The organism is Streptomyces sp. NPDC004667 (assembly GCF_040609475.1).
GTDB lineage: Bacteria > Actinomycetota > Actinomycetes > Streptomycetales > Streptomycetaceae > Streptomyces.
Genome location: NZ_JBEXKC010000024.1, coordinates 18,498 through 37,230, shown reverse-complemented (window position 1 = coordinate 37,230; position 18,733 = coordinate 18,498). Strand labels below are relative to the sequence as shown.

The following is an 18,733-nucleotide window of genomic DNA, read 5'->3' as shown; positions in this document are numbered from 1 at the left end:
CGGCACCGTCTGACAGGCTGTCGGGCATGACGTACTGGGACCCCGTACCAGCCCTGCGCGCCGCAGTCGGCGAGCCCTTGCCCCTGTGGGCCGGCGACCTCGTCCACCGGGACTGGTCCCTGCCGGCCCCCGACGGATGGGAGCAGCGGGATTGGCGTAGCGTCCCCGGACCGCTGTACGCGGCCAACACGGACACCTGCCTCACGGGGAGGCAGTGCGCGCCCGATCTCGTGATGTACGAGGACCGGTACGGCTCCGAGTTCCTTTACCGCCAGCCCCGTGACACGGCGGAGGCACACGCCTTCATCTGCGCCGCCGACTGCGAGCCGTTCCAGGGGTACGGGGGCGACGGCGACCTGCGCTGGACCCCGGAGCTGGTCCGGGACTGGTGGCGCGAGCGGGGCCGGGTCCGGGAGTGGGCCGCGGCCCAGGGGTGGGGGGCCGGCGCGGAGTCGGCGCGGGCACTCGGGGGCAACGACGCCGGGGCCCGCGCGTACGTGGCGCACATCGACGGGGACCTGGAGGGGTACCTGCGCGGCTACCTCTTCCGGCTCCAGGAGGGCCGGGCCGCCCGGCCGGGGGAGACCCTGCCGGGGCTCGGCGGAGCCTGAGGGGTCCGGTACCGGGGGCGGAACCCGGGCCCCGTGACCCCGCCGGCCGGCTGCTACGCGTCGAGGCCGATGGCGAAGGCCGCTTCCAGGTCGTGCTGGGAGTACGTGCGGAACGCCACGTGCGTGTCGGTGGCCTCGACGCCCGGGATCTTGCTGATGCGGCCGGGGATGATGTCGGCCAGGTTCTCGTGGCGGGCGACGCGGACCAGCGCGATCAGGTCGTACGTGCCGGTGACGGAGTAGACCTCGCTGACGCTGTCCAGCGCGGCGATGGACTCGGCGATCTCGGGGATGCGGTCCACGCTGGTCTTGATGAGCACGATCGCGGTGATCACGGTTGGCTTTCTCCCTCGCCGGCAGTCACTGGTCGCCTCACTCTAGTCGTACGGCGATAACGCGCCCATGCGTAGAGGAAGCCCACGGAGAAGCCCACCACGTGCGCCAGGTAGGCCACTCCCGGCCCGCTCTCCGCGCGTTGCGCGGCCAGCCACTGGAGGGCGAACCAGAACATCAGCACGATCCAGGCCGGGAAGCGCAGGGGCAGGAAGAGCAGGAACGGGAACAGGCTCGTCACCCGGGCCCTCGGGAAGAGGCAGAGGAAGGCCCCGAGGACCGCCGAGATCGCGCCGGACGCGCCGACCAGGGTCTGGTCCGAGGAGGCGTTGGCCGCCGCGTACGCCGCCAGCGCCAGGTACCCGGTGCAGACGTAGAAGACGAGGAAGGGTGCCCGGCCCATCCGTTCCTGCGTCATCGCGCCGAAGACGTGCAGGAAGAGCATGTTGCCGAGCAGGTGGAGCCAGCTGCCGTGGACGAACAGCGCGGTCAGCGGGGTGAGGAGGGGGCGCGCGGCCCCCGAGAAGAGTTCGTCGGGAACCACCCCCCAGTGCCGGAAGTACGCCGTCCCCGTGGTGAGCAGGTGGTCGCCGGTGCCGTAGGAGGGATTCAGGCCGGAGGCGGGGCCGAGCAGGAAGGCCAGGCAGCAGCCGGCGATCAGTGCGTACGTGACCACCGGGCCCCGGGCGGCCTCGCGTAACGTCAGCCACTTTACGATCATGCGACAGAGCATGACGCAGACGGACCCGCCCGGGGGCGGTGCCAGGCCGTAGGGTTACGTGCGCGGTCCGTGCACTGCCGCGGAAGGCTTTGATTGAATGAGTTACGAAGGAGAGAGCGACCTGATGACGGTTCCCCTGCCGACCGACACCACCCGGTGGCGCTGCACGCTGTGCGGCAACCTCACGCGGTTCGACGTCACCCGTTCGTCGAAGGTCGTGGAGTACGTCCACCTGGACCTCGCCGGGGAGCCCAAGGTCGAGGAGCGCGAGGTGGTCAGTGAGACCATCGACTCGGTCCGCTGTCGCTGGTGCAACGCGGTGGACCAGATCGAGCTCGTGGACAGGCCGGGCGCGGACTCCTGAGGGAGCCGGGCCCACAGTAGATCACGGTAGGGGTGACGGATTGTGGAGCCAGCAAGCGGCGCTGAGCCGGCCGAGGTGGCCGGCGACGCCGCCGAGGTGCTCGACCGCCCGCTGCCGGAGGGCGTGCGGCGCCGGGTCGTCGCGCTCGTCTCGGACGCCTTCGGCGGGCTGACGGTCGCGGACCTCCCGGCGCAGCTGCGGCAGTACGCCCGGTTCACCCCGACCCGCCGCGCCAAGTTCGCGGGCAACGCCATGGCGGCCGCCGTGGAGACGGACGGGGTCTTCCGCGGCCGGGTCGCGGAGAAGCTGCGCGAGGCGCAGCCGGAGCTGGCCGGGGCGCTGGACGGCGGGGCCCCGCCCGCCGCCGCGGATCCGCTGGACGTGGCGGCAGCCGCGTACGTGCTGCGTCCGGCCGGCTGGGTCAAGCTGGTGGCCGCCGCGGGCGAGGAGGCCCAGCGCGCCGACGCCGAGCGGGTCGACGACGAGACCCGCCGGGAGCTGGAGCGGCTGCGCGCGGAGCTGGCCCAGGCGAGGGAGCACCAGCGCGCCGGGGGCGACCAGGTGAGGGTCGAACTGGACTCCGCGCGCAAGGAAGCGGAATCGCTTCAGCGCAAGCTGCGCAGTGCCCTGAGCGATGTGAAGAGGGGCGAGGCGGCCCTGCGCAAGGTCACCGCCGAGGTCGACGGGATCCGCGGCGAGGCGGCCGCGCAGGTGGCCGCCGCCGAGAGCGAGTCCCGGCGTCTGAGGTCCCGGCTCGCGGAGGTGGAGTCCTCGCTGGAGACCTCGCGGCGGGCCACCCGCGAGGGGCGCAGCATCGAGGACATGCGGCTGCGGCTGCTGCTGGACACCGTGCTGGACGCGGCGGCGGGCCTGCGCCGCGAGCTGGCGCTGCCGCCGGTGAACACCCGCCCGGCCGACACCGTGGACGCGGTGGAGCCGGGCCGGATGACCCCGAAGGACATCGCGGCGCGGGCCCTGTCGGAGACCGATCCGGCGCTGCTGGACCAGCTGTTGGCGCTGCCCCAGGCGCATCTGGTGGTCGACGGCTACAACGTGACCAAGACCGGCTACCCGACGATGCCGCTGGAGAAGCAGCGGCTGCGGCTGCTGGGCGGGCTGTCGATGCTGGCCGCGCAGACGGGCGCCGAGATGACCTGCGTCTTCGACGGTGCGGAGCTGGCGGCCCCGGTGCTGCTCGCGCCGCCGCGCGGGGTGCGGGTGCTGTTCTCCAAGGCCGGGGTGACGGCCGACGAGCTGATCCGCCAGCTGGTGCGGGCCGAGCCGCCCGGCCGGCCGGTGGTCGTGGTCTCCACGGACCGCGAGGTGGCCGACGGCGTCGCGAAGGCGGGGGCCCGGCCGGTGACCTCGGCGCTGCTGCTGAAGCGGCTGTCGAGGGTTTCGTAGCCGATGTCCCTTTGGCTCCTTTCGTAACTGCTGGGTGCAATGCCGGGATTGGCGGTGCGTACGGGGGACGCACCGTCAAGTCGTCGGTACGCAGCGTGCGCCGACGGTAAAGAAGCCGGTCGGGAAGCGGAATTTTTCGTACGGGGATTTGAACTCATCACGGGCGGGTCACTAGGGTCAGTTCAAACCTTCGTGCGGTCGTTCACTCATTCGGAGTGCGGGCGGAGGTGCGCTGCCGAGTGCGACCCTCTTCGGCGGCTCCAGGCTGAAGGAGCTCGCGTTCGTGGCGTCCCACCGTCGACCCAAGCCGCCGACCCGCACCCGCGTGAGCGTCCTCACGGCACTGGCCACCGCGGCCGTCGCCCTCTCGTCCCAGTCGGCCATGGCCGCCCCGGACAAGCCGAACAAGGACGAGGTCAAGACCAAGGTCGACGCCCTCTACGAGGAGTCCGAGCAGGCGGGTGAGAACGCCAACGCCGCCAAGGACCGCCAGGACAAGCTGGAGAAGGAGATCGCCCAGCTCCAGGACCAGGTCGCACGCGGCCAGGACGAGCTCAACGGCCTGCGCAACGTCCTCGGTTCGATGGCGACCGCCCAGTACCGCGGCGGCGGCCTCGACCAGTCGGTGGAGCTGCTGCTGTCCGGCGACCCCGAGACCTACCTCGACAAGGCCTCCACGCTCCAGCAGTTGAGCGGCAAGCAGGTCGAGGCGATAACGAAGATCCAGGCCAAGCAGCGCATCCTCGCGCAGCAGCGCCAGGAGGCCGCGGGCAAGCTGGCCGACCTCGACGCCGTCCGCAAGGAGCTGGCCGAGAAGAAGAAGACCGCCCAGGAGAAGCTCGCCGCCGCCCAGGCCCAGCTCAACTCGCTCACCGCCGAGGAGCGCGGTCAGCTGAAGGACGAGGAGGCCAAGGCGGGCCAGGACGCCGCCAAGGCCGCCGGCGGGGGCGCCAAGCCCGGTGCGGTGAAGGGCTCCGGGCGCGCCGCGGCCGCCCTGGCCGCCGCGGTGACCCAGGAGGGCAAGGGGTACAACCTGGGCTCCACCGGCATGGCGTACTGGGACTGCTCCAGCCTGGCGCAGTGGGCCTACGGGCAGGCCGGCGTCCAGATCAGCCGCACCACCTTCACCCAGATCAACGACGGCACGCGCATCGGCATGAGCGAGCTCCAGCCCGGTGACCTGGTCTTCTTCTACGACGACCTGCACCACGTCGGCCTCTACGCGGGCAACGGCCAGGTCTTCCACGCCGCCAACCCCAGGAGCGGCGTCCGGTACGAGGCCATGAAGAACATGCCCTTCCAGTTCGGCGTCCGCGTCGGCTGATCCCGTCCCCCCCGGCTCCGGGGGGACGCGCCGCACACCGCCCATCCGGGCGAATTGCGCGGACCCGCCCTGACCTCACGCCCCATCGGTGACCTGCGTCTCCGGTGGGGCGTCGCCGTGCGTGCCCGCCGGAGGTCGTTGGTCGGGGTGTGGTGGCGCCGCTACTGTCTGCCAGCGCGGAATCCGGCACTCGGCCGTCCACGGAGGGCGGACCCGGCCCCGCGCAGCGCAAGGGAGCGGTTCCACGTGGCGTCCCATCGCCGGACCGGGCTCAGCGGCCTCGACCGGAGCACCAAGGTCACCGTCCTCACCGCGGCGGCGGCCACCGCCGTGGTGGCCCTGGCGGGCGCGACCGCGCAGGCGGCCCCCGGGCTCCCGCACGACCCCGCCACCGGTTCCCGCGCCCAGGTCGACCGGCTCTTCGAGGAGGCCGAGCAGGCCACCGAGAGGTTCAACTCGGCCGGTGAGAAGGCCGACGCCCTGCGCGCCGAGATCGGCCGGGCCCAGGACGCGGTGGCCCGCGGCCAGGAACGCATCAACACCATGCGCGGGGTCCTCGGCGCCTTCGCCGGAGCCCAGTACCGTTCCGGCGGCCTCGACCCCACCGTCGAGCTGATGCTGTCCGGTGACCCCGGGGACTACCTCGACAAGTCCGCCGTCCTCAACCGGCTGAGCGACCGCCAGGCCCGCCGGCTCGGCGAACTGCGCGAGGAACAGCGCCGGATCGGCCAGCAGCGCCAGGAGGCCTCCCGCAAGCTCGCCGAACTGGAGGTCCTGCGCACCGAGGTGGCCACCCAGAAGAAGGCCGTCACGGCCAAGCTCGCGGCCGCCCGGCAGCTGCTCAACGCGATGCCCTCGGGGGAGCGGGCCGACTACGAGCGGGCCTCGCGCTCGGGCGGCCGCGCCGACGCGCTGCCGGACATGTCCTTCGACGACGACGGCGGCGGCGGGCAGCCCTCGGGCCGGGCGATGACCGCCGTGATGGCGGCCCGCGCGGCGGTCGGCAAGCCCTACGTGTGGGGCTCCACCGGCCCCTCCGGCTTCGACTGCTCCGGGCTGATGGTGTGGTCGTACCGCCAGGCGGGCGTCGCGCTGCCCCGGACCTCGCAGGCGCAGCGGTACGCGGGCCGGCGGGTGCCGCTCTCGCAGGCCCGGCCCGGGGACCTGGTGACCTACCGCTCCGACGCCAGCCACGTCGCCATGTACGTAGGCAACGGCCAGGTGGTGCACGCCCCCTATCCGGGTGCGCGGGTGCGCTACGACCCCGTCGGGATGATGCCGGTGTCCTCGGTGACCCGGCCCTGAGGCGGACCGTGCGTACGATCGGCTGATGATTCCGGTCCGCCGATCCCCGCGCGTGCTGCCGCGCGTGCTGCCGCTCCTGCTGTGCCCGCTGCTGCTCTGCCTGCCGGTGGCCGGGTGCGCGCGGCCGGCCGCCCGCACCCCCGCGGCGGCCGGGACCACCGCCGAGGCCGGGATCCGGGAGGCCGTCGCCGCCTGGTCGAGCCGCCCGCCCGAGCGGCTCGCCGGGATTCCGCTGGAGGGCTGGTCCTACGAGGTCACCTCGGTCCGGCCGGACGGCCCGCGGGCCCTGGTGCGGGCCGAGCTGCGCTACCGGCTCGCCGGCTACGACGCCGCCCCCGACGGGTCGGCCCGCGAGGTGGAGCTGACGCGGGAGGGCGCCGCCTGGCGGGTCACCGCCGACCGGCCCGCCCCCGGAGCCCCTCCCCAGCTGTGGGACCAGGGCCCGGTGACGGTCGTCCGGGGCGAGCACTGCCTGGTGCTCGGGGTGGGCCAGGACCCCGGCACGCTGAACGGGATCGCCGGGGAGGCCGACCGGGCGGTGCCCGCCGTGAGCGCCGCCTGGCCGCGCGACTGGGCCCGGCGGGCCGTGGTGCTCGTCCCCGCCTCCCTGGACGCGATGGCCGCGCTGCTGGGCCGGCCCGCCGACGCGTACCGGGGCATGGGCGCCGTCACCACCGGCCGGGTGGGCGCCGCACCGGCCCCCGCCGACCGGGTCGTGATCAACCCCGCCGGGTACGCGGAGCTCAGCGCGGCCGGCCGGAGCGTGGTCCTGACCCACGAGGTCACCCACGTCGCGACCCGTGCCGCCACCTCCGCCTCGACCCCGCAGTGGCTCTCCGAGGGCTTCGCCGACTGGGTCGCCTACCGGGGCACCCCCGCAACCCCGGCCGAGGCCGCCCCCGCGCTGGGCCGGGCCGTACGGGCCGGTGAGCTGCCGCCCGCGCTCCCCTCCGACGCCGCGTTCGCCTTCGGCGGGGACGCGCAGGCCATGGCGCGGGCCTACGAGGGCGCCTGGCTGGCCTGCCGGCTCGTCGCCGACCGGTGGGGCGAGGCGGCGCTCGTACGGCTCTACGGGGACGCGGGCCGCGAACCCCTGCCCACCGCCCTGGACGGGGCACTGGGAACGGACCTGCCCGCACTGACGCGGGCCTGGCAGGAGGCCCTGCGCCACGAGCTCGGCTGACGTCGTCCGGTACGTTGGCCACGATGCACAAGACGCTGATCGTGACCAACGACTTCCCGCCGCGCCCGGGCGGCATCCAGGCCTTCCTGCACAACATGGCGCTGCGCCTCGACCCCGAGCGGGTCGTCGTCTACGCCTCCACCTGGAAGCACGGGGCCGAGGGCCGCGAGGCCACCGCCGCCTTCGACGCCGAGCAGCCCTTCACCGTGGTCCGCGACCGCACCACCATGCTGCTGCCGACCCCCCGGGTGACCCGCCGGGCGGTCTCCCTGCTGCGCGAACACGGCTGCGAGTCGGTGTGGTTCGGGGCGGCGGCCCCGCTGGGCCTGATGGGCCCGGCGCTGCGCCGGGCGGGCGCCCGGCGGCTGGTGGCCACCACCCACGGGCACGAGGCGGGCTGGGCGCAGCTCCCGGCCGCGCGGCAGCTGCTGCGGCGGATCGGCGAGGGCACGGACACCCTGACCTACCTGGGGGAGTACACGCGCTCGCGGATCGCCTCGGCGCTCACGCAGCGGGCCGCCGACCGGATGGTCCAGCTGCCGCCGGGCGTGGACGAGAAGACCTTCCATCCCGGGTCGGGCGGCGACGCGGTCCGGGCCCGCCTCGGCCTGAGCGACCGGCCGGTGGTCGTGTGCGTCTCGCGGCTGGTCCCGCGCAAGGGGCAGGACACGCTGATCGAGTCGATGCCGCGGATCCTGGCGGCCGTCCCGGACGTGGTGCTGCTGGTCGTGGGCGGGGGCCCGTACGAGGCGGACCTGCGCGCGCTGGCCGCGCGGACCGGGGTCGCGGACTCCGTGGTCTTCACCGGGGCCGTGCCCTGGGCGGAGCTGCCGGCCCACTACGGCGCCGGGGACGTCTTCGCGATGCCCTGCCGGACCCGGCGGGGCGGGCTGGACGTGGAGGGGCTCGGGATCGTGTACCTGGAGGCCTCGGCGACGGGCCTGCCGGTGGTCGCGGGCGACTCGGGCGGGGCGCCGGACGCGGTGCTCGACGGGGAGACCGGCTGGGTGGTGCGGGGCGGTGACCCCGAGGAGGCGGCCGAGCGGATCGTCGCCCTCCTCCAGGACGCGGAGCTGCGGCGCCGGATGGGCGAGCGCGGGCGGGCCTGGGTCGAGGAGAAGTGGCGCTGGGACCTGCTCGCCGACCGCCTGCGCGAGCTGCTGTAGCCGCCGCGCGGGCCGACGGGGGTGCCCGTCGCGGTCACGCCATGTCCGACTGTCACTCACATGCGTGGCAGCACGGGTTATGGCCGGTTCGGCCGGTTCCGCTCATCATGCGCCCATGACACCCAAGCTGACGCGCCGTCAATTCGGCCTCGCGGCACTCCAGACGGCCGCCGCCCTCGGATTCACCCGCATCGGGCTCTCCTCCGCGGCCGCCGTCGAACCCGCCGCCGCACAGTACGCCCCCGCCATCGTCGTCGGCTCCGGCTACGGATCCGCCGTCGCCGCGCTGCGCCTCGGGCAGGCCGGGGTGCGCACCGTCGTCCTCGAAATGGGGCGGCTGTGGGACACCCCCGGACCCGACGGCAAGGTCTTCCCCTCCACCTCCGCGCCCGACCAGCGCTCCATGTGGTTCCGCACCCGCACCGAGGCCCCGCTCGCGCAGTTCCTCTGGCTCGACGTCGTCAACCGGGACATCAGCCCGTACCCCGGCGTCCTGGACCGCGTGAACTACGGCGACATGTCGGTCTACGTCGGCCGCGGCGTCGGCGGCGGCTCCCTGGTCAACGGCGGGATGTCGCCCACCCCGAAGCGCTCGTACTTCACCGAGGTGCTGCCCGGCGTCGACGCCGACGAGATGTACGGGACCTACTACCCCCGCGCCCGGGCCATGCTCGGCGTCAACGACATCGACCCCGCCTGGTTCGAGTCCACGGAGTGGTACCGCTTCGCCCGCGTCTCCCGCAAGCACGCCCAGAACACCGGCCTGAAGACCACCTTCGTGCCCAACGTCTACGACTTCGAGTACATGAAGCGCGAGGCCGCCGGCACCGCCACGAGGTCGGCCCTCGCAGGCGAGGTCATCTACGGCAACAACCACGGCAAGAAGAGCGTCGACAAGACCTACCTGGCCGCCGCCCTCGGCACCGGCAACGTCACCATCGAGACGATGCAGCGGGTGGTCGGCGTACGGACCGACCCGGCCGGCGGCTACGTCCTCACCGTGCTGACCAGCGACGTCACCGGAAAGATCACCCAGCTCCGGGAACTGGGCTGCAAGCAGCTCTTCCTCGGCGCCGGAAGCCTCGGCACCACCGAGATCCTGCTGCGCGCCCGCGAGAAGGGCACCCTGCCCGGCCTCAGCGAGAAGGTCGGCCTCGGCTGGGGCCACAACGGCAACGTCATGACCGCCCGGGCCAACCACCTCTGGGACACGGTCGGCGCGAACCAGGCCACCATGCCCGCGATGGGCATCGACGACTGGGACAACGCGGCCAACCCCGTCTTCGCGGAGATCGCCCCGCTCCCGATGGGCATCGAGCACTGGATCTCGATGTACCTGGCCATCACCAAGAACCCGGAGCGCGGCCACTTCACCTACGACGCCGCGACCGACTCGGCGCGGCTCCAGTGGACCCGGGACCAGAACACCCCGTCCGTCGCCGCCGCCCGCAACCTCTTCGACCGCATCAACCGCAGGAACTTCACGATCTACCGCTACGACCTCTTCGGCGGCAACCGGCCCTTCGCCGACGACTTCACCTACCACCCGCTGGGCGGCTGCGTCCTCGGCGAGGCCACGGACGCCTACGGCCGGGCCAAGGGCTACCGGGGCCTGTACGTGGTCGACGGCTCGCTGGTGCCCGGCTCGCTGGGCGTGAACCCGTTCGTGACGATCACCGCGCTCGCCGAACGGAACGTGGAGCGGATCCTCGCCGAGGACCCGCGCTGACCGCGCTCCGGCCGGCAGCGGCTGCGAAGGGAGGGCCCAGCCCTTGGCCTAGCCCCGGTACAGGGCCTCGATCTCGTCCGCGAAGTCCTTCGCCACCACGTTCCGCTTGAGCTTCAGCGAGGGCGTGATGTGGCCCGACTCCTCCGTGAACTGGGAGGGCAGAATGCGGAATTTCCGCACCGATTCCGCCTTGGAGACCGCCGCGTTGCCGTCGTCGACGGCCTTCTGGACGGCGGCGATCAGCTCCGCGTCCTCGCGCAGCTCCGCCGCCGTCACCCCGGCCGGCTTGCCGTTCTCCGCGGCCCAGCGGCCCAGGAACTCCTCGTCGATGGTGACCAGCGCGGCCACGAACGGCCGCCCGTCGCCGACCACCATGCACTCCGCTACCAGCGCGTGCGCGCGGATCCGGTCCTCGATCACCGCGGGCGCGACGTTCTTGCCGCCGGCGGTGACGATGAGCTCCTTCTTGCGGCCGGTGATCGCGAGGTAACCGTCCTCGTCGAGGGTGCCGACGTCGCCGGTGTGGAACCAGCCGTCGGTCAGCGCCTCGGCGGTGGCCGTCTCGTTCTTCCAGTACTCCTTGAAGACGTGCTCGCCGTGCAGCAGCACCTCGCCGTCGTCCGCGATGCGCACCACGGAGCCGGGCAGCGGCTGGCCGACCGTACCGATCTTCGTCTTGTCCCACGGGTTGAAGGCCGTGGCCGCGCAGGACTCGGTCAGGCCGTAGCCCTCCAGCACCGTGAAGCCGATGCCGCGGAAGAAGTGACCGAGGCGCTCGCCGAGCGGGGCGCCGCCGGAGATCGCGTACTCGCCCCGTCCGCCGAGGACGGTGTGGAGCTTGCTGTAGACCAGCTTCGAGAAGATCTTGTGCTTGAGCCTGAGCCCGAAGGACGGGCCGCCGGGCGCGTCCAGCGCGCGGCTGTACGCGATCGCCGTCTCGGCGGCCGCGTCGAAGATCTTGCCCTTGCCGTCGGCCTGGGCCTTGGCGCGCGCCGAGTTGTAGACCTTCTCGAAGACGCGCGGCACACCGAGGATCAGGGTGGGCCGGAAGGACTGGAGCTCGTCGGTGAGGTTCTTGATGTCCGGTACGCAGCCCAGCCGGATCGGCGCCAGCACGGCCGCCACCTCCACCAGGCGCCCGAAGACGTGCGCGGCCGGCAGGAAGAGCAGCACGGAGCACTCGCCGGTGCGGAAGAGCGGGCTCAGGCGCTCCACCACGTTGCCGCACTCGGCGAAGAAGTTGCGGTGGGTCAGCACGCAGCCCTTGGGGCGGCCGGTGGTGCCCGAGGTGTAGACGATCGTGGCCGGGTCGTCGGCGTTCGCGAGGGCGCTGCGCGCGTCCACCTCGGCGTCGGTGACCCCGGCGCCGGCGGTCTTCAGCGTGGTCAGGGCGTCCTGGTCGATCTCCCAGACCTCGCGCAGCTCCGGCAGCCGGTCGCGCAGGGCGGCCACGTTCGCGCTGTGCGCCGGGCTCTCCGTGATGACGGCGACGGCACCGGAGTCGCCGAGGATCCACTGGATCTGCTCGGCGGAGCTGGTCTCGTACACCGGGACGGTGACGGCGCCCGCGCTCCAGATCGCGAAGTCGAACAGCACCCACTCGTAACGGGTGCGGGAGATGAGGGCGACCCGGTCGCCGGGCTCGACGCCCGCGGCGATCAGGCCCTTGGCGGTGGCCCGCACCTCGGCCAGGAACTCCGTCGCGGTGACGTCCTGCCACCGGCCGTCGACCTTGCGGCTCATGACGGCGGTGTCGGGATGCTGGGCGGCGTTGCGGCGGATGAGATCCGTCAGGTTCCCGTCCGAAGGGACCTCGTACAGGGCCGGAAGGCTGAACTCGCGCAAGACTGCTGCTCCTCTGGGCGCCATCGCCACCGTGTGGACCGACCGGACGTTACCCACCGGTAGTGGGTTCCGGATAGAGGGAACCGGCCAGATGTTCCGTGCGTCACATTCTGTACATCGCCATACATTGCCCAGACGACGCCGGGCCCGGAACCGCCCTGCCGACAGTAGTCGACGCGGTTCCAGACTCGGAAGTAACCGCAGGTCCGGCCACCTGCGAGGCCCCCTCTACCGGGCCGCGCCCGCCGCCCCTAGGGTGGCGTCATGGGTGGCACGAAGAGTCGTACGCGGGTCCACGTCGTCAGCGACGTCCACGGCAACACCGAGGCCCTGGCCCGGGCCGGCGAGGGCGCCGACGCGCTCATCTGCCTCGGTGACCTGGTGCTGTTCCTCGACTACGCCGACCACTCGCGCGGCATCTTCCCCGACCTGTTCGGCGTCGAGAACGCCCACCGGATCGTCGCCCTGCGCACCGCCAGGCGGTTCGCGGAGGCGAGGGAATTCGGCCGGAGCCTGTGGGACGGGCTGGACAGGGAGCGGCTGATCGAGGAAGCGGTGCGCCGCCAGTACGCGCGGATGTTCGCCGCCTTCCCCAGTCCCACGTACGCCACCTACGGCAATGTCGACATGCCGGGTCTGTGGCCCGAGTACGCCGGACCCGGTACCACCGTGCTCGACGGGCAGCGCGTGGAGATCGGCGGCCGCGTCTTCGGCTTCGTCGGCGGCGGCCTGCCCACGCCGATGCGCACGCCCTACGAGATCGACGAGGACGAGTACGCCGCCAAGGTGGAGGCCCTCGGCGAGGTGGACGTGCTGTGCTCGCACATCCCGCCGGAGGTTCCCGAGCTCTGCTACGACACCGTCGCGCGCCGCTTCGAGCGGGGCAGCGAGGCCCTGTTGGCGGCCATCCGGCGGACCCGGCCGCGGTACGCGCTGTTCGGGCACGTCCACCAGCCACTGGCCCGACGGGCCCGGATCGGCGGCACCGAGTGCGTCAATGTCGGCCACTTCGCGGCCACCGGGCGGCCGTGGGCCCTGGAGTGGTGAGAGGTGCTGGAGTGGCGGGACCCGCACGCGCGGTAGCCTTCACGCGGCGGCCGGGGGCCGCCCGCACACTTGTCGAACACTCCCCGGAGGAGCGACCGCGATGGCGGAACACACCAGCTCTAGCATCACGATCGAGGCCGCACCGGCCGACGTCATGGCCGTGATCGCCGACTTCGCCCGCTACCCCGAGTGGACCGGCGAGGTGAAGGAGGCCGAGGTGCTGGCCACCGACGCCGAGGGCCGCGCCGCGAAGGTCCGGCTGCTGCTGGACGCGGGCGCGATCAAGGACGACCACACCCTCGCCTACAGCTGGAAGGGCCAGGACGAGGTCAGCTGGACCCTGGACAAGTCCCAGATGCTGCGGCAGCTGGACGGCTCCTACCGGCTGGCGCCGCTGGAGGGCGGGCGCACCGAGGTCACCTACCAGCTGACCGTCGACGTCAAGATCCCGATGCTCGGCATGATCAAGCGCAAGGCCGAGAAGGTCATCATCGACCGGGCGCTGGCCGGCCTGAAGAAGCGCGTCGAGGCCACCTCCTCCTGACGGACCCCGCCCCGGACGCGTCGCGCACGGCGCGTCCGGACCCGGACGCGTCAAGAACGAGGAAGGCCCCGCACCACATGCCCCAGACCCTGTTGATCACCGGGCCCGGTGGCGCCGGGCGGACCACCGTCGCCGCCGCCACCGCGCTCGCCGCGGTGCGCGGCGGGCGGCGGGTGTCGCTGCTGTCCGCCGAGGACCCCCTGCGCGGGGCCCCCGCCCCCGAGGGGCTCCACCTCGCCCGGATCGACTCCGGCGAGGAGTTCCGCACCGAGCTGGCCGCCCTCCAGGACCGCGGCGCCGCCTTCATCGGCATGCTCGGCGGCCGCCCGCTCGGCGCCGAGGAGATCACCGAACTGCCCGGCGCCGAGCAGTTCTCCCTGCTCCGCGCCCTGCGCCGGGCGGCCTCCGCCCCCGGCGCCGACCTCGTCGTAGTGGACATGCCCCCGCTGCACCAGGCGCTGACCACCCTCGCCCTCCCCGCCCAGCTGCGCCGCTACCTCGCCCGGCTGCTCCCCGCCGAACGGCAGGCGGCCCGCGCGCTGCGCCCCGTACTGGCCCAGCTCGCCGGGGTGCCGCAGCCCGCGCAGTGGCTCTACGAGGCCGCCGCCCGCTGGGACGAGGAGCTGGCCGCCGTCCAGGCCGTCGTGGAGGCCCCCACCACCGCCGTCCGGCTCGTCGCCGAACCCGGACCCGCCGCCGACGCCGCCCTGCGCACCGGGGTGCTCGGCCTCGCCCTGCACGAGCTGCGCGTCCAGGACCTCGTCGCCAACCGGCTCGTGCCGCGGGACTCCGCCGATCCCTGGGTGGCCGGGATCGCGGCGGCGCAGCGGTCCTTCCTGGACGGCTGGGAGCCGGTGGTGCCCGTCGTCGCGGCGGCGCACCTGGGCCGGGACCCGTGGGGCCCCGACGACCTGGCCCCCCTCGCCTCCGCCGACGGCATGGCCCCGGCCCCCGGGGCCGGCGACGGGACGGGCTGGAGCGTCGAGGACCGGCTCGCCGAGGACGGGATCCTCGTCTGGGCGGTTCCGCTGCCCCGCGCCCGCAAGGGCGAGCTGGACCTGGTCCGGCGCGGGGACGAGCTGCTGCTCGCGGTGGGCCCGTACCGCAGGATCGTTCCGCTGCCCTCGGCCCTGCGCCGCTGCACCGTCTCCGGCGCCGCCCTCGACGACGGCGTCCTGCGCGTCCGCTTCACCCCCGACCCGCGGTTGTGGCCCCGCGCGCGCTGAGGCCCGTACCACCGTTCGGGTACCGTCGGAAGTAGCCAGTACCGCACGTTCCGCCGCCGCAGGAGAGTCCGCCATGAGCGAGGCCACCGACCGCCCCACCGACGACGCCTGGGCGCAGGCCTGTGCCGAGGACCTCGCCGCCGAGCAGGAGCGCCGTCGCGCGGAGCGCGAGGGCGCGGGAGCCGGGCGGGGCGGCACCGGGACGGCCGCCGAGGAGCTGTTCAAGCTGTTCGAGGCCGTCGCCGACAAGGTCTCCTCCCTGGACAACCCCCTCCTCGGCACCGCCGCCCAGGGCGCCGTGCGCCAGTTCGTCAACCAGGCGAAGACCGCCGCCAAGCCCGTCGTCGAGCGCAACCCCGAGGTCTTCGGGCACCTCGCCGCGGCCGGATCCGAGCTGCTCGCCGCCTATCGCTCGGCGGTCGAGGGCCACGAGCGCCGCTGGACCCACGACCGGCCGCCCGCCCCGCGAGGGCCCGCCGGAGGCGACGGCGGGGGCCACGGCGGAGGCGGCGGCCGGGGCGACGACGAGGGCCCCGATTCGGGCCCGGCCGAGCGGATCGATCTCGACTGATCCTCCGCCGGCCCCGTGTACGGTTGGCCGTGGCGGGGTTTGACCGGAAACCGAGGGACTAATGGGACTCACCATCGGCGTCGACATCGGCGGCACGAAGATCGCGGCCGGCGTGGTCGACGAAGAGGGCACCATCCTTGAGACGTACAAGGTGCCCACCCCGCCGACCGCGGACGGAGTGACGGAGGCGATCTGCGCCGCCGTGTCCGAGGTCAGCAGCAACCACACGATCGACGCCGTCGGCATCGGCGCCGCCGGATACGTGGACGACAAGCGCGCCACCGTGCTCTTCGCTCCGAACATCAACTGGCGCCACGAGCCGCTGAAGGACAAGGTCGAGCAGCGCATCGGCCTGCCGGTCGTCGTCGAGAACGACGCGAACTGCGCGGCCTGGGGCGAGTACCGCTTCGGCGCCGGCCAGGGCCACGAGGACGTCATCTGCATCACGCTCGGCACCGGTCTGGGCGGCGGCATCATCATCGGCAACAAGCTGCGCCGCGGACGCTTCGGCGTCGCCGCCGAGTTCGGGCACATCCGGGTCGTCCCCGACGGCCTGCTGTGCGGCTGCGGCAGCCAGGGCTGCTGGGAGCAGTACGCCTCCGGACGCGCCCTCGTCCGCTACGCCAGGCAGCGCGCCAACGCCACCCCCGAGAACGCGGCGATCCTGCTCGCCCTGGGCGACGGCACCGCCGAGGGCATCGAGGGCAAGCACATCAGCCAGGCGGCCCGGCAGGGCGACCTGGTGGCCGTCGACGCCTTCCGCGAGCTCGCCCGCTGGGCCGGCGCGGGCCTCGCCGACCTGGCCTCCCTCTTCGACCCGTCGGCGTTCATCGTCGGCGGCGGGGTCTCCGACGAGGGCGACCTCGTCCTCGACCCGATCCGCAAGTCCTTCAAGCGCTGGCTGGTCGGCGGCGCCTGGCGCCCGCACGCGCAGGTACTGGCCGCGCAGCTCGGCGGCGAGGCCGGGCTCGTCGGCGCCGCGGACCTGGCCCGCCAGGGCTGATCCTTTCGCATGACCGCCCGTCGCGCCCTTGGGGGAGCGGCGGGCGACTGCGTAAGTTGCCGGGCATGTTGCCGAAGTCTGTTACGGAGCCCGACGGTTCTGCCGTGATCCGGGCACTCAGCTACAACATCCGCTCCCTGCGCGACGACGAGGAGGCGCTGGCCCGGGTCATCCGGGCCTGCGCGCCCGACCTGGTCTTCGTCCAGGAAGCCCCGCGGTTCTTCCGGTGGCGCAAGCACGCCGCCCGGCTGGCCGCCAAGACCGACCTCGTGGTGCTGAGCGGCGGAGCGACGGCCGCCGGTCCGCTGCTGATGTGCTCGCTACGGGCCTTCGTGGAGCGGACCGAGGACGTCCTGCTGCCGCTGACCCCCGGACTGCACCGGCGGGGCTTCGCGACGGCCGTGGTCCGCTTCGGGGCGGCGCGGGTCGGGGTCGTCAGCGCGCACCTGTCCCTGGACCGCGTCGAACGGTCCGCGCAGGCGGGGATGCTGGCCGAGCGGGCCGCCGCACTGGGGGCACCGCACGCGATCGTGGCCGCCGACGTGAACGAGGCCCCCGGGGGACCGGCCTTCGGGCGCCTCACGCAGACCCTGCGCGACTGCTGGACGGTGGCCCCGTGGGGCGGCGGCGACACCTTCCCGGCGGCGGCACCGGACCGGCGCATCGACGCCGTCTTCGCCTCGGCGGGGGTGGAGGTACTGGCGTGCGGTGTCCCGGCGGGGCTGGCCGGGGTCACCTCCCGCGACCTCCACACGGCCACGGACCACCTCCCGGTCCTGGCCACCCTCCGCCTCCCGGCGACCCGGTAACCCACACTCCCGGGGCTCCGCCCCAGACCCCGCGCCTCAAACGCCGGCGAGGCTGGAATTCCGCCGGCGTTCGAGGCGGGAACGGTGGAAGGGTGGGTAGGGGCAGGCCCCGCGCAGCGGCAACCGGCCCCGCCGTGGGCGGAAGGTCACACCACCGCGCCGCGCCCCGGATCGTCGTCCTCGTCGTCGTCCTGGGACATCCGGGCCACCAGGGTGGCGAAGCCGCCCAGGAAGCCGCCGATGCCCAGGGTGGTCAGCCACCAGGTCATGTCCCACTGCAACAGCACCGCGAGCAGCAGCAGCACCGGCCCGCCCACCACCGCGAGCCACGCGAACTTCGCCGTCGTGTCCGCGGGCGGCAGCTCCGGCTCCGGGGGGACGAAGTGTCCCTCGTCGTCCTTCGGCTCCGCCGGCGTGTGGTCCCGGGGCCCCGGTGCGGCGACGGCGCCGCCGAGGGCGCCCGTCCCCACGCCCGGAGCGAAGCTCACCGAGCTGCCGAGCGCCGGAGGCTCCGGCTCCGGCTCGGGGTCCGCCTTCGGATCCGGCTTCGCCTTCGGATCCGGCTTCGCCACCGGAGGCACCGCCTTGACGTCCTCCTCCGGCAGCATCAGGTTCTCGATCGGCCGGAACGGCCTCGACCCCGGCGGGTCCGGCGGCTCCTGCCCGTACCCGGCGACGATCGCGGCCCACGCCGCTTCCTCGTCCAGCGGGGGGACACCCCCGGAGGACTCCTCGTGCTCAGCCACCGCTGGCCGCCCCCTCCCTGCCGACGCTCTCCGCGAGCCGCCCGACGAACGCATAGCTGTCCGCGAAGATCTGCTCCGCGTCGAAGTCCAACGTCGCGACGTGGTAGCTCTGTTCCAGCAGGGTCTCGGTGACGTCCGTCGAGGAGATCCGCGACAGGATCCGCGCCGAGTCCACCGGCGGCACGACGTGGTCCTGCGGGCTGTGCAGCAGCAGCACCGGCTGCGTCACCTGCGGCAGGTCGGCGTCCACCAGCCGGAAGAGCTTGCGCAGCGAGTCGGCGGCCCGGGTCGGGACCCGGTCGTAGCCGACCTCCTCCGAGCCCGGCTTCGCGATGTCGCTCGCGATGCCCGGCGTCGACCGGATGACGTGCTTGACCACCGGAAGGGCGACGGCGAGCGGGTCGTGGACCTTGTTCGCCGGGTTGACGAGGACGATCCCGCTGATCGCGTCCCCGTGCTTGGCGGCCAGCCGCAGGGTCAGCGCGCCGCCCATGGACAGCCCGAAGACGAAGACCTGCTCGCACCGGTCCAGCAGCTCCCGCAGCGCGCGGTCGACCTCGGCGTACCAGTCCTGCCAGCCGGTGAGCTGCATGTCCTGCCAGCGCGTGCCGTGTCCCGGCAGCAGCGGCAGGGAGACCGTCAGCCCGCGCGCGGCCAGGTGTTCGGCCCAGGGGCGCAGGGACTGGGGGGAGCCGGTGAAACCGTGGCAGAGGAGGACGCCGACCTCTCCGCCCTCGTGGCGGAACGGCTCGGCTCCAGGGAGGACGGGCACCAGGGTCTCCTTGGTCATGAGGGGTTGGCG

At 73.5% G+C, this 18,733-nt stretch carries 19 protein-coding genes; 14 read left to right on the top strand and 5 right to left on the bottom strand.

What is annotated here, in order from left to right; translation table 11 throughout:
* Window positions 1–26 precede the first annotated feature (26 nt).
* Window positions 27–611, top strand: coding sequence for a ferredoxin (locus tag ABZW32_RS16105; protein ID WP_356215999.1), 585 nt, complete (start codon window positions 27–29; stop codon window positions 609–611).
* A gap of 53 nt (window positions 612–664) precedes the next feature.
* Here the strand turns inward: ABZW32_RS16105 and ABZW32_RS16100 are convergent, their stop codons facing one another.
* Entirely contained in the window at window positions 665–946 is a 282-nt protein-coding gene (locus ABZW32_RS16100; protein ID WP_008738815.1) for an Lrp/AsnC ligand binding domain-containing protein, read from the bottom strand.
* A complete protein-coding gene (locus tag ABZW32_RS16095; RefSeq protein WP_356215996.1) occupies window positions 943–1,677 on the bottom strand; it encodes a rhomboid family intramembrane serine protease in 735 nt (244 codons plus the stop codon). The genes ABZW32_RS16100 and ABZW32_RS16095 overlap by 4 nt, the downstream gene beginning before the upstream one ends.
* Window positions 1,678–1,789: 112 nt before the next feature.
* On the opposite strand from ABZW32_RS16095, the gene ABZW32_RS16090 reads away from it, so the two are divergent.
* From ABZW32_RS16090 to ABZW32_RS16060, 7 genes are all read left to right on the top strand, one after another.
* Window positions 1,790–2,029: a hypothetical protein gene (locus ABZW32_RS16090; protein ID WP_280918517.1), complete on the top strand. Its 240-nt coding sequence runs from the start codon at window positions 1,790–1,792 to the stop codon at window positions 2,027–2,029.
* Window positions 2,030–2,068: 39 nt separating this feature from the next.
* Window positions 2,069–3,433 (top strand): NYN domain-containing protein, encoded by a 1,365-nt coding sequence (locus tag ABZW32_RS16085; protein ID WP_356216135.1) that lies wholly within the window; start codon window positions 2,069–2,071, stop codon window positions 3,431–3,433.
* Between the two features lie 283 nt (window positions 3,434–3,716).
* The gene (locus ABZW32_RS16080; RefSeq protein ID WP_356215993.1) at window positions 3,717–4,757 is read left to right on the top strand and encodes an NlpC/P60 family protein; all 1,041 of its coding nucleotides are present in this window, start codon (window positions 3,717–3,719) and stop codon (window positions 4,755–4,757) included.
* Window positions 4,758–5,003: 246 nt separating this feature from the next.
* Window positions 5,004–6,062 carry an NlpC/P60 family protein gene (locus ABZW32_RS16075; RefSeq protein WP_356215990.1) on the top strand — a complete coding sequence of 353 codons (1,059 nt, stop codon included), beginning with the start codon at window positions 5,004–5,006 and terminating at the stop codon, window positions 6,060–6,062.
* A gap of 25 nt (window positions 6,063–6,087) precedes the next feature.
* The gene (locus ABZW32_RS16070) at window positions 6,088–7,245 is read left to right on the top strand and encodes a hypothetical protein (protein ID WP_356215987.1); all 1,158 of its coding nucleotides are present in this window, start codon (window positions 6,088–6,090) and stop codon (window positions 7,243–7,245) included.
* A gap of 23 nt (window positions 7,246–7,268) precedes the next feature.
* A complete protein-coding gene (locus tag ABZW32_RS16065; protein WP_356215984.1) occupies window positions 7,269–8,411 on the top strand; it encodes a glycosyltransferase family 4 protein in 1,143 nt (380 codons plus the stop codon).
* Between the two features lie 115 nt (window positions 8,412–8,526).
* Window positions 8,527–10,140 (top strand): GMC oxidoreductase, encoded by a 1,614-nt coding sequence (locus ABZW32_RS16060; protein ID WP_356215981.1) that lies wholly within the window; start codon window positions 8,527–8,529, stop codon window positions 10,138–10,140.
* Window positions 10,141–10,188: 48 nt separating this feature from the next.
* On the opposite strand, the gene ABZW32_RS16055 is transcribed toward ABZW32_RS16060, so the two are convergent.
* On the bottom strand, window positions 10,189–11,985 hold the full coding sequence (locus ABZW32_RS16055; RefSeq protein ID WP_356215979.1) for an AMP-dependent synthetase/ligase: 1,797 nt from the start codon (window positions 11,983–11,985) through the stop codon (window positions 10,189–10,191).
* Between the two features lie 264 nt (window positions 11,986–12,249).
* Here ABZW32_RS16055 and ABZW32_RS16050 point away from each other — a divergent pair, with 264 nt between their 5' ends.
* From ABZW32_RS16050 to ABZW32_RS16025, 6 genes are all read left to right on the top strand, one after another.
* Window positions 12,250–13,032 carry a metallophosphoesterase gene (locus ABZW32_RS16050; protein WP_356215976.1) on the top strand — a complete coding sequence of 261 codons (783 nt, stop codon included), beginning with the start codon at window positions 12,250–12,252 and terminating at the stop codon, window positions 13,030–13,032.
* A 100-nt stretch (window positions 13,033–13,132) separates the two neighbouring features.
* The gene (locus ABZW32_RS16045) at window positions 13,133–13,576 is read left to right on the top strand and encodes an SRPBCC family protein (RefSeq protein ID WP_356215974.1); all 444 of its coding nucleotides are present in this window, start codon (window positions 13,133–13,135) and stop codon (window positions 13,574–13,576) included.
* A 77-nt stretch (window positions 13,577–13,653) separates the two neighbouring features.
* Window positions 13,654–14,802: an ArsA-related P-loop ATPase gene (locus tag ABZW32_RS16040; protein ID WP_356215971.1), complete on the top strand. Its 1,149-nt coding sequence runs from the start codon at window positions 13,654–13,656 to the stop codon at window positions 14,800–14,802.
* A 73-nt stretch (window positions 14,803–14,875) separates the two neighbouring features.
* Window positions 14,876–15,373 (top strand): DUF5304 family protein, encoded by a 498-nt coding sequence (locus ABZW32_RS16035; protein WP_356215969.1) that lies wholly within the window; start codon window positions 14,876–14,878, stop codon window positions 15,371–15,373.
* A 61-nt stretch (window positions 15,374–15,434) separates the two neighbouring features.
* On the top strand, window positions 15,435–16,376 hold the full coding sequence (locus ABZW32_RS16030) for an ROK family glucokinase (RefSeq protein ID WP_356215966.1): 942 nt from the start codon (window positions 15,435–15,437) through the stop codon (window positions 16,374–16,376).
* 65 nt (window positions 16,377–16,441) lie between these two features.
* Window positions 16,442–17,185 (top strand): endonuclease/exonuclease/phosphatase family protein, encoded by a 744-nt coding sequence (locus ABZW32_RS16025; RefSeq protein WP_356215963.1) that lies wholly within the window; start codon window positions 16,442–16,444, stop codon window positions 17,183–17,185.
* A 146-nt stretch (window positions 17,186–17,331) separates the two neighbouring features.
* Here the strand turns inward: ABZW32_RS16025 and ABZW32_RS16020 are convergent, their stop codons facing one another.
* Together ABZW32_RS16020 and ABZW32_RS16015 are read right to left on the bottom strand one after the other, a co-directional pair.
* Complete coding sequence (locus ABZW32_RS16020; protein WP_356215960.1) at window positions 17,332–17,931, bottom strand: hypothetical protein; 600 nt, start codon at window positions 17,929–17,931, stop codon at window positions 17,332–17,334.
* Window positions 17,924–18,703, bottom strand: coding sequence for an alpha/beta fold hydrolase (locus ABZW32_RS16015; protein ID WP_356215957.1), 780 nt, complete (start codon window positions 18,701–18,703; stop codon window positions 17,924–17,926). The genes ABZW32_RS16020 and ABZW32_RS16015 overlap by 8 nt, the downstream gene beginning before the upstream one ends.
* Window positions 18,704–18,733 lie beyond the last annotated feature (30 nt).

Coding starts and splice junctions, on each gene's coding strand:
- ABZW32_RS16105 (WP_356215999.1), top strand. CDS start 27: ATGACGTACTGGGACCCCGTACCAGCCCTGCGCGCCGCAGTCGGCGAG.
- ABZW32_RS16070 (WP_356215987.1), top strand. CDS start 6,088: ATGATTCCGGTCCGCCGATCCCCGCGCGTGCTGCCGCGCGTGCTGCCG.
- ABZW32_RS16095 (WP_356215996.1), bottom strand. CDS start 1,677: ATGCTCTGTCGCATGATCGTAAAGTGGCTGACGTTACGCGAGGCCGCC.
- ABZW32_RS16045 (WP_356215974.1), top strand. CDS start 13,133: ATGGCGGAACACACCAGCTCTAGCATCACGATCGAGGCCGCACCGGCC.
- ABZW32_RS16040 (WP_356215971.1), top strand. CDS start 13,654: ATGCCCCAGACCCTGTTGATCACCGGGCCCGGTGGCGCCGGGCGGACC.
- ABZW32_RS16050 (WP_356215976.1), top strand. CDS start 12,250: ATGGGTGGCACGAAGAGTCGTACGCGGGTCCACGTCGTCAGCGACGTC.
- ABZW32_RS16035 (WP_356215969.1), top strand. CDS start 14,876: ATGAGCGAGGCCACCGACCGCCCCACCGACGACGCCTGGGCGCAGGCC.
- ABZW32_RS16090 (WP_280918517.1), top strand. CDS start 1,790: ATGACGGTTCCCCTGCCGACCGACACCACCCGGTGGCGCTGCACGCTG.
- ABZW32_RS16030 (WP_356215966.1), top strand. CDS start 15,435: ATGGGACTCACCATCGGCGTCGACATCGGCGGCACGAAGATCGCGGCC.
- ABZW32_RS16025 (WP_356215963.1), top strand. CDS start 16,442: ATGTTGCCGAAGTCTGTTACGGAGCCCGACGGTTCTGCCGTGATCCGG.
- ABZW32_RS16060 (WP_356215981.1), top strand. CDS start 8,527: ATGACACCCAAGCTGACGCGCCGTCAATTCGGCCTCGCGGCACTCCAG.
- ABZW32_RS16065 (WP_356215984.1), top strand. CDS start 7,269: ATGCACAAGACGCTGATCGTGACCAACGACTTCCCGCCGCGCCCGGGC.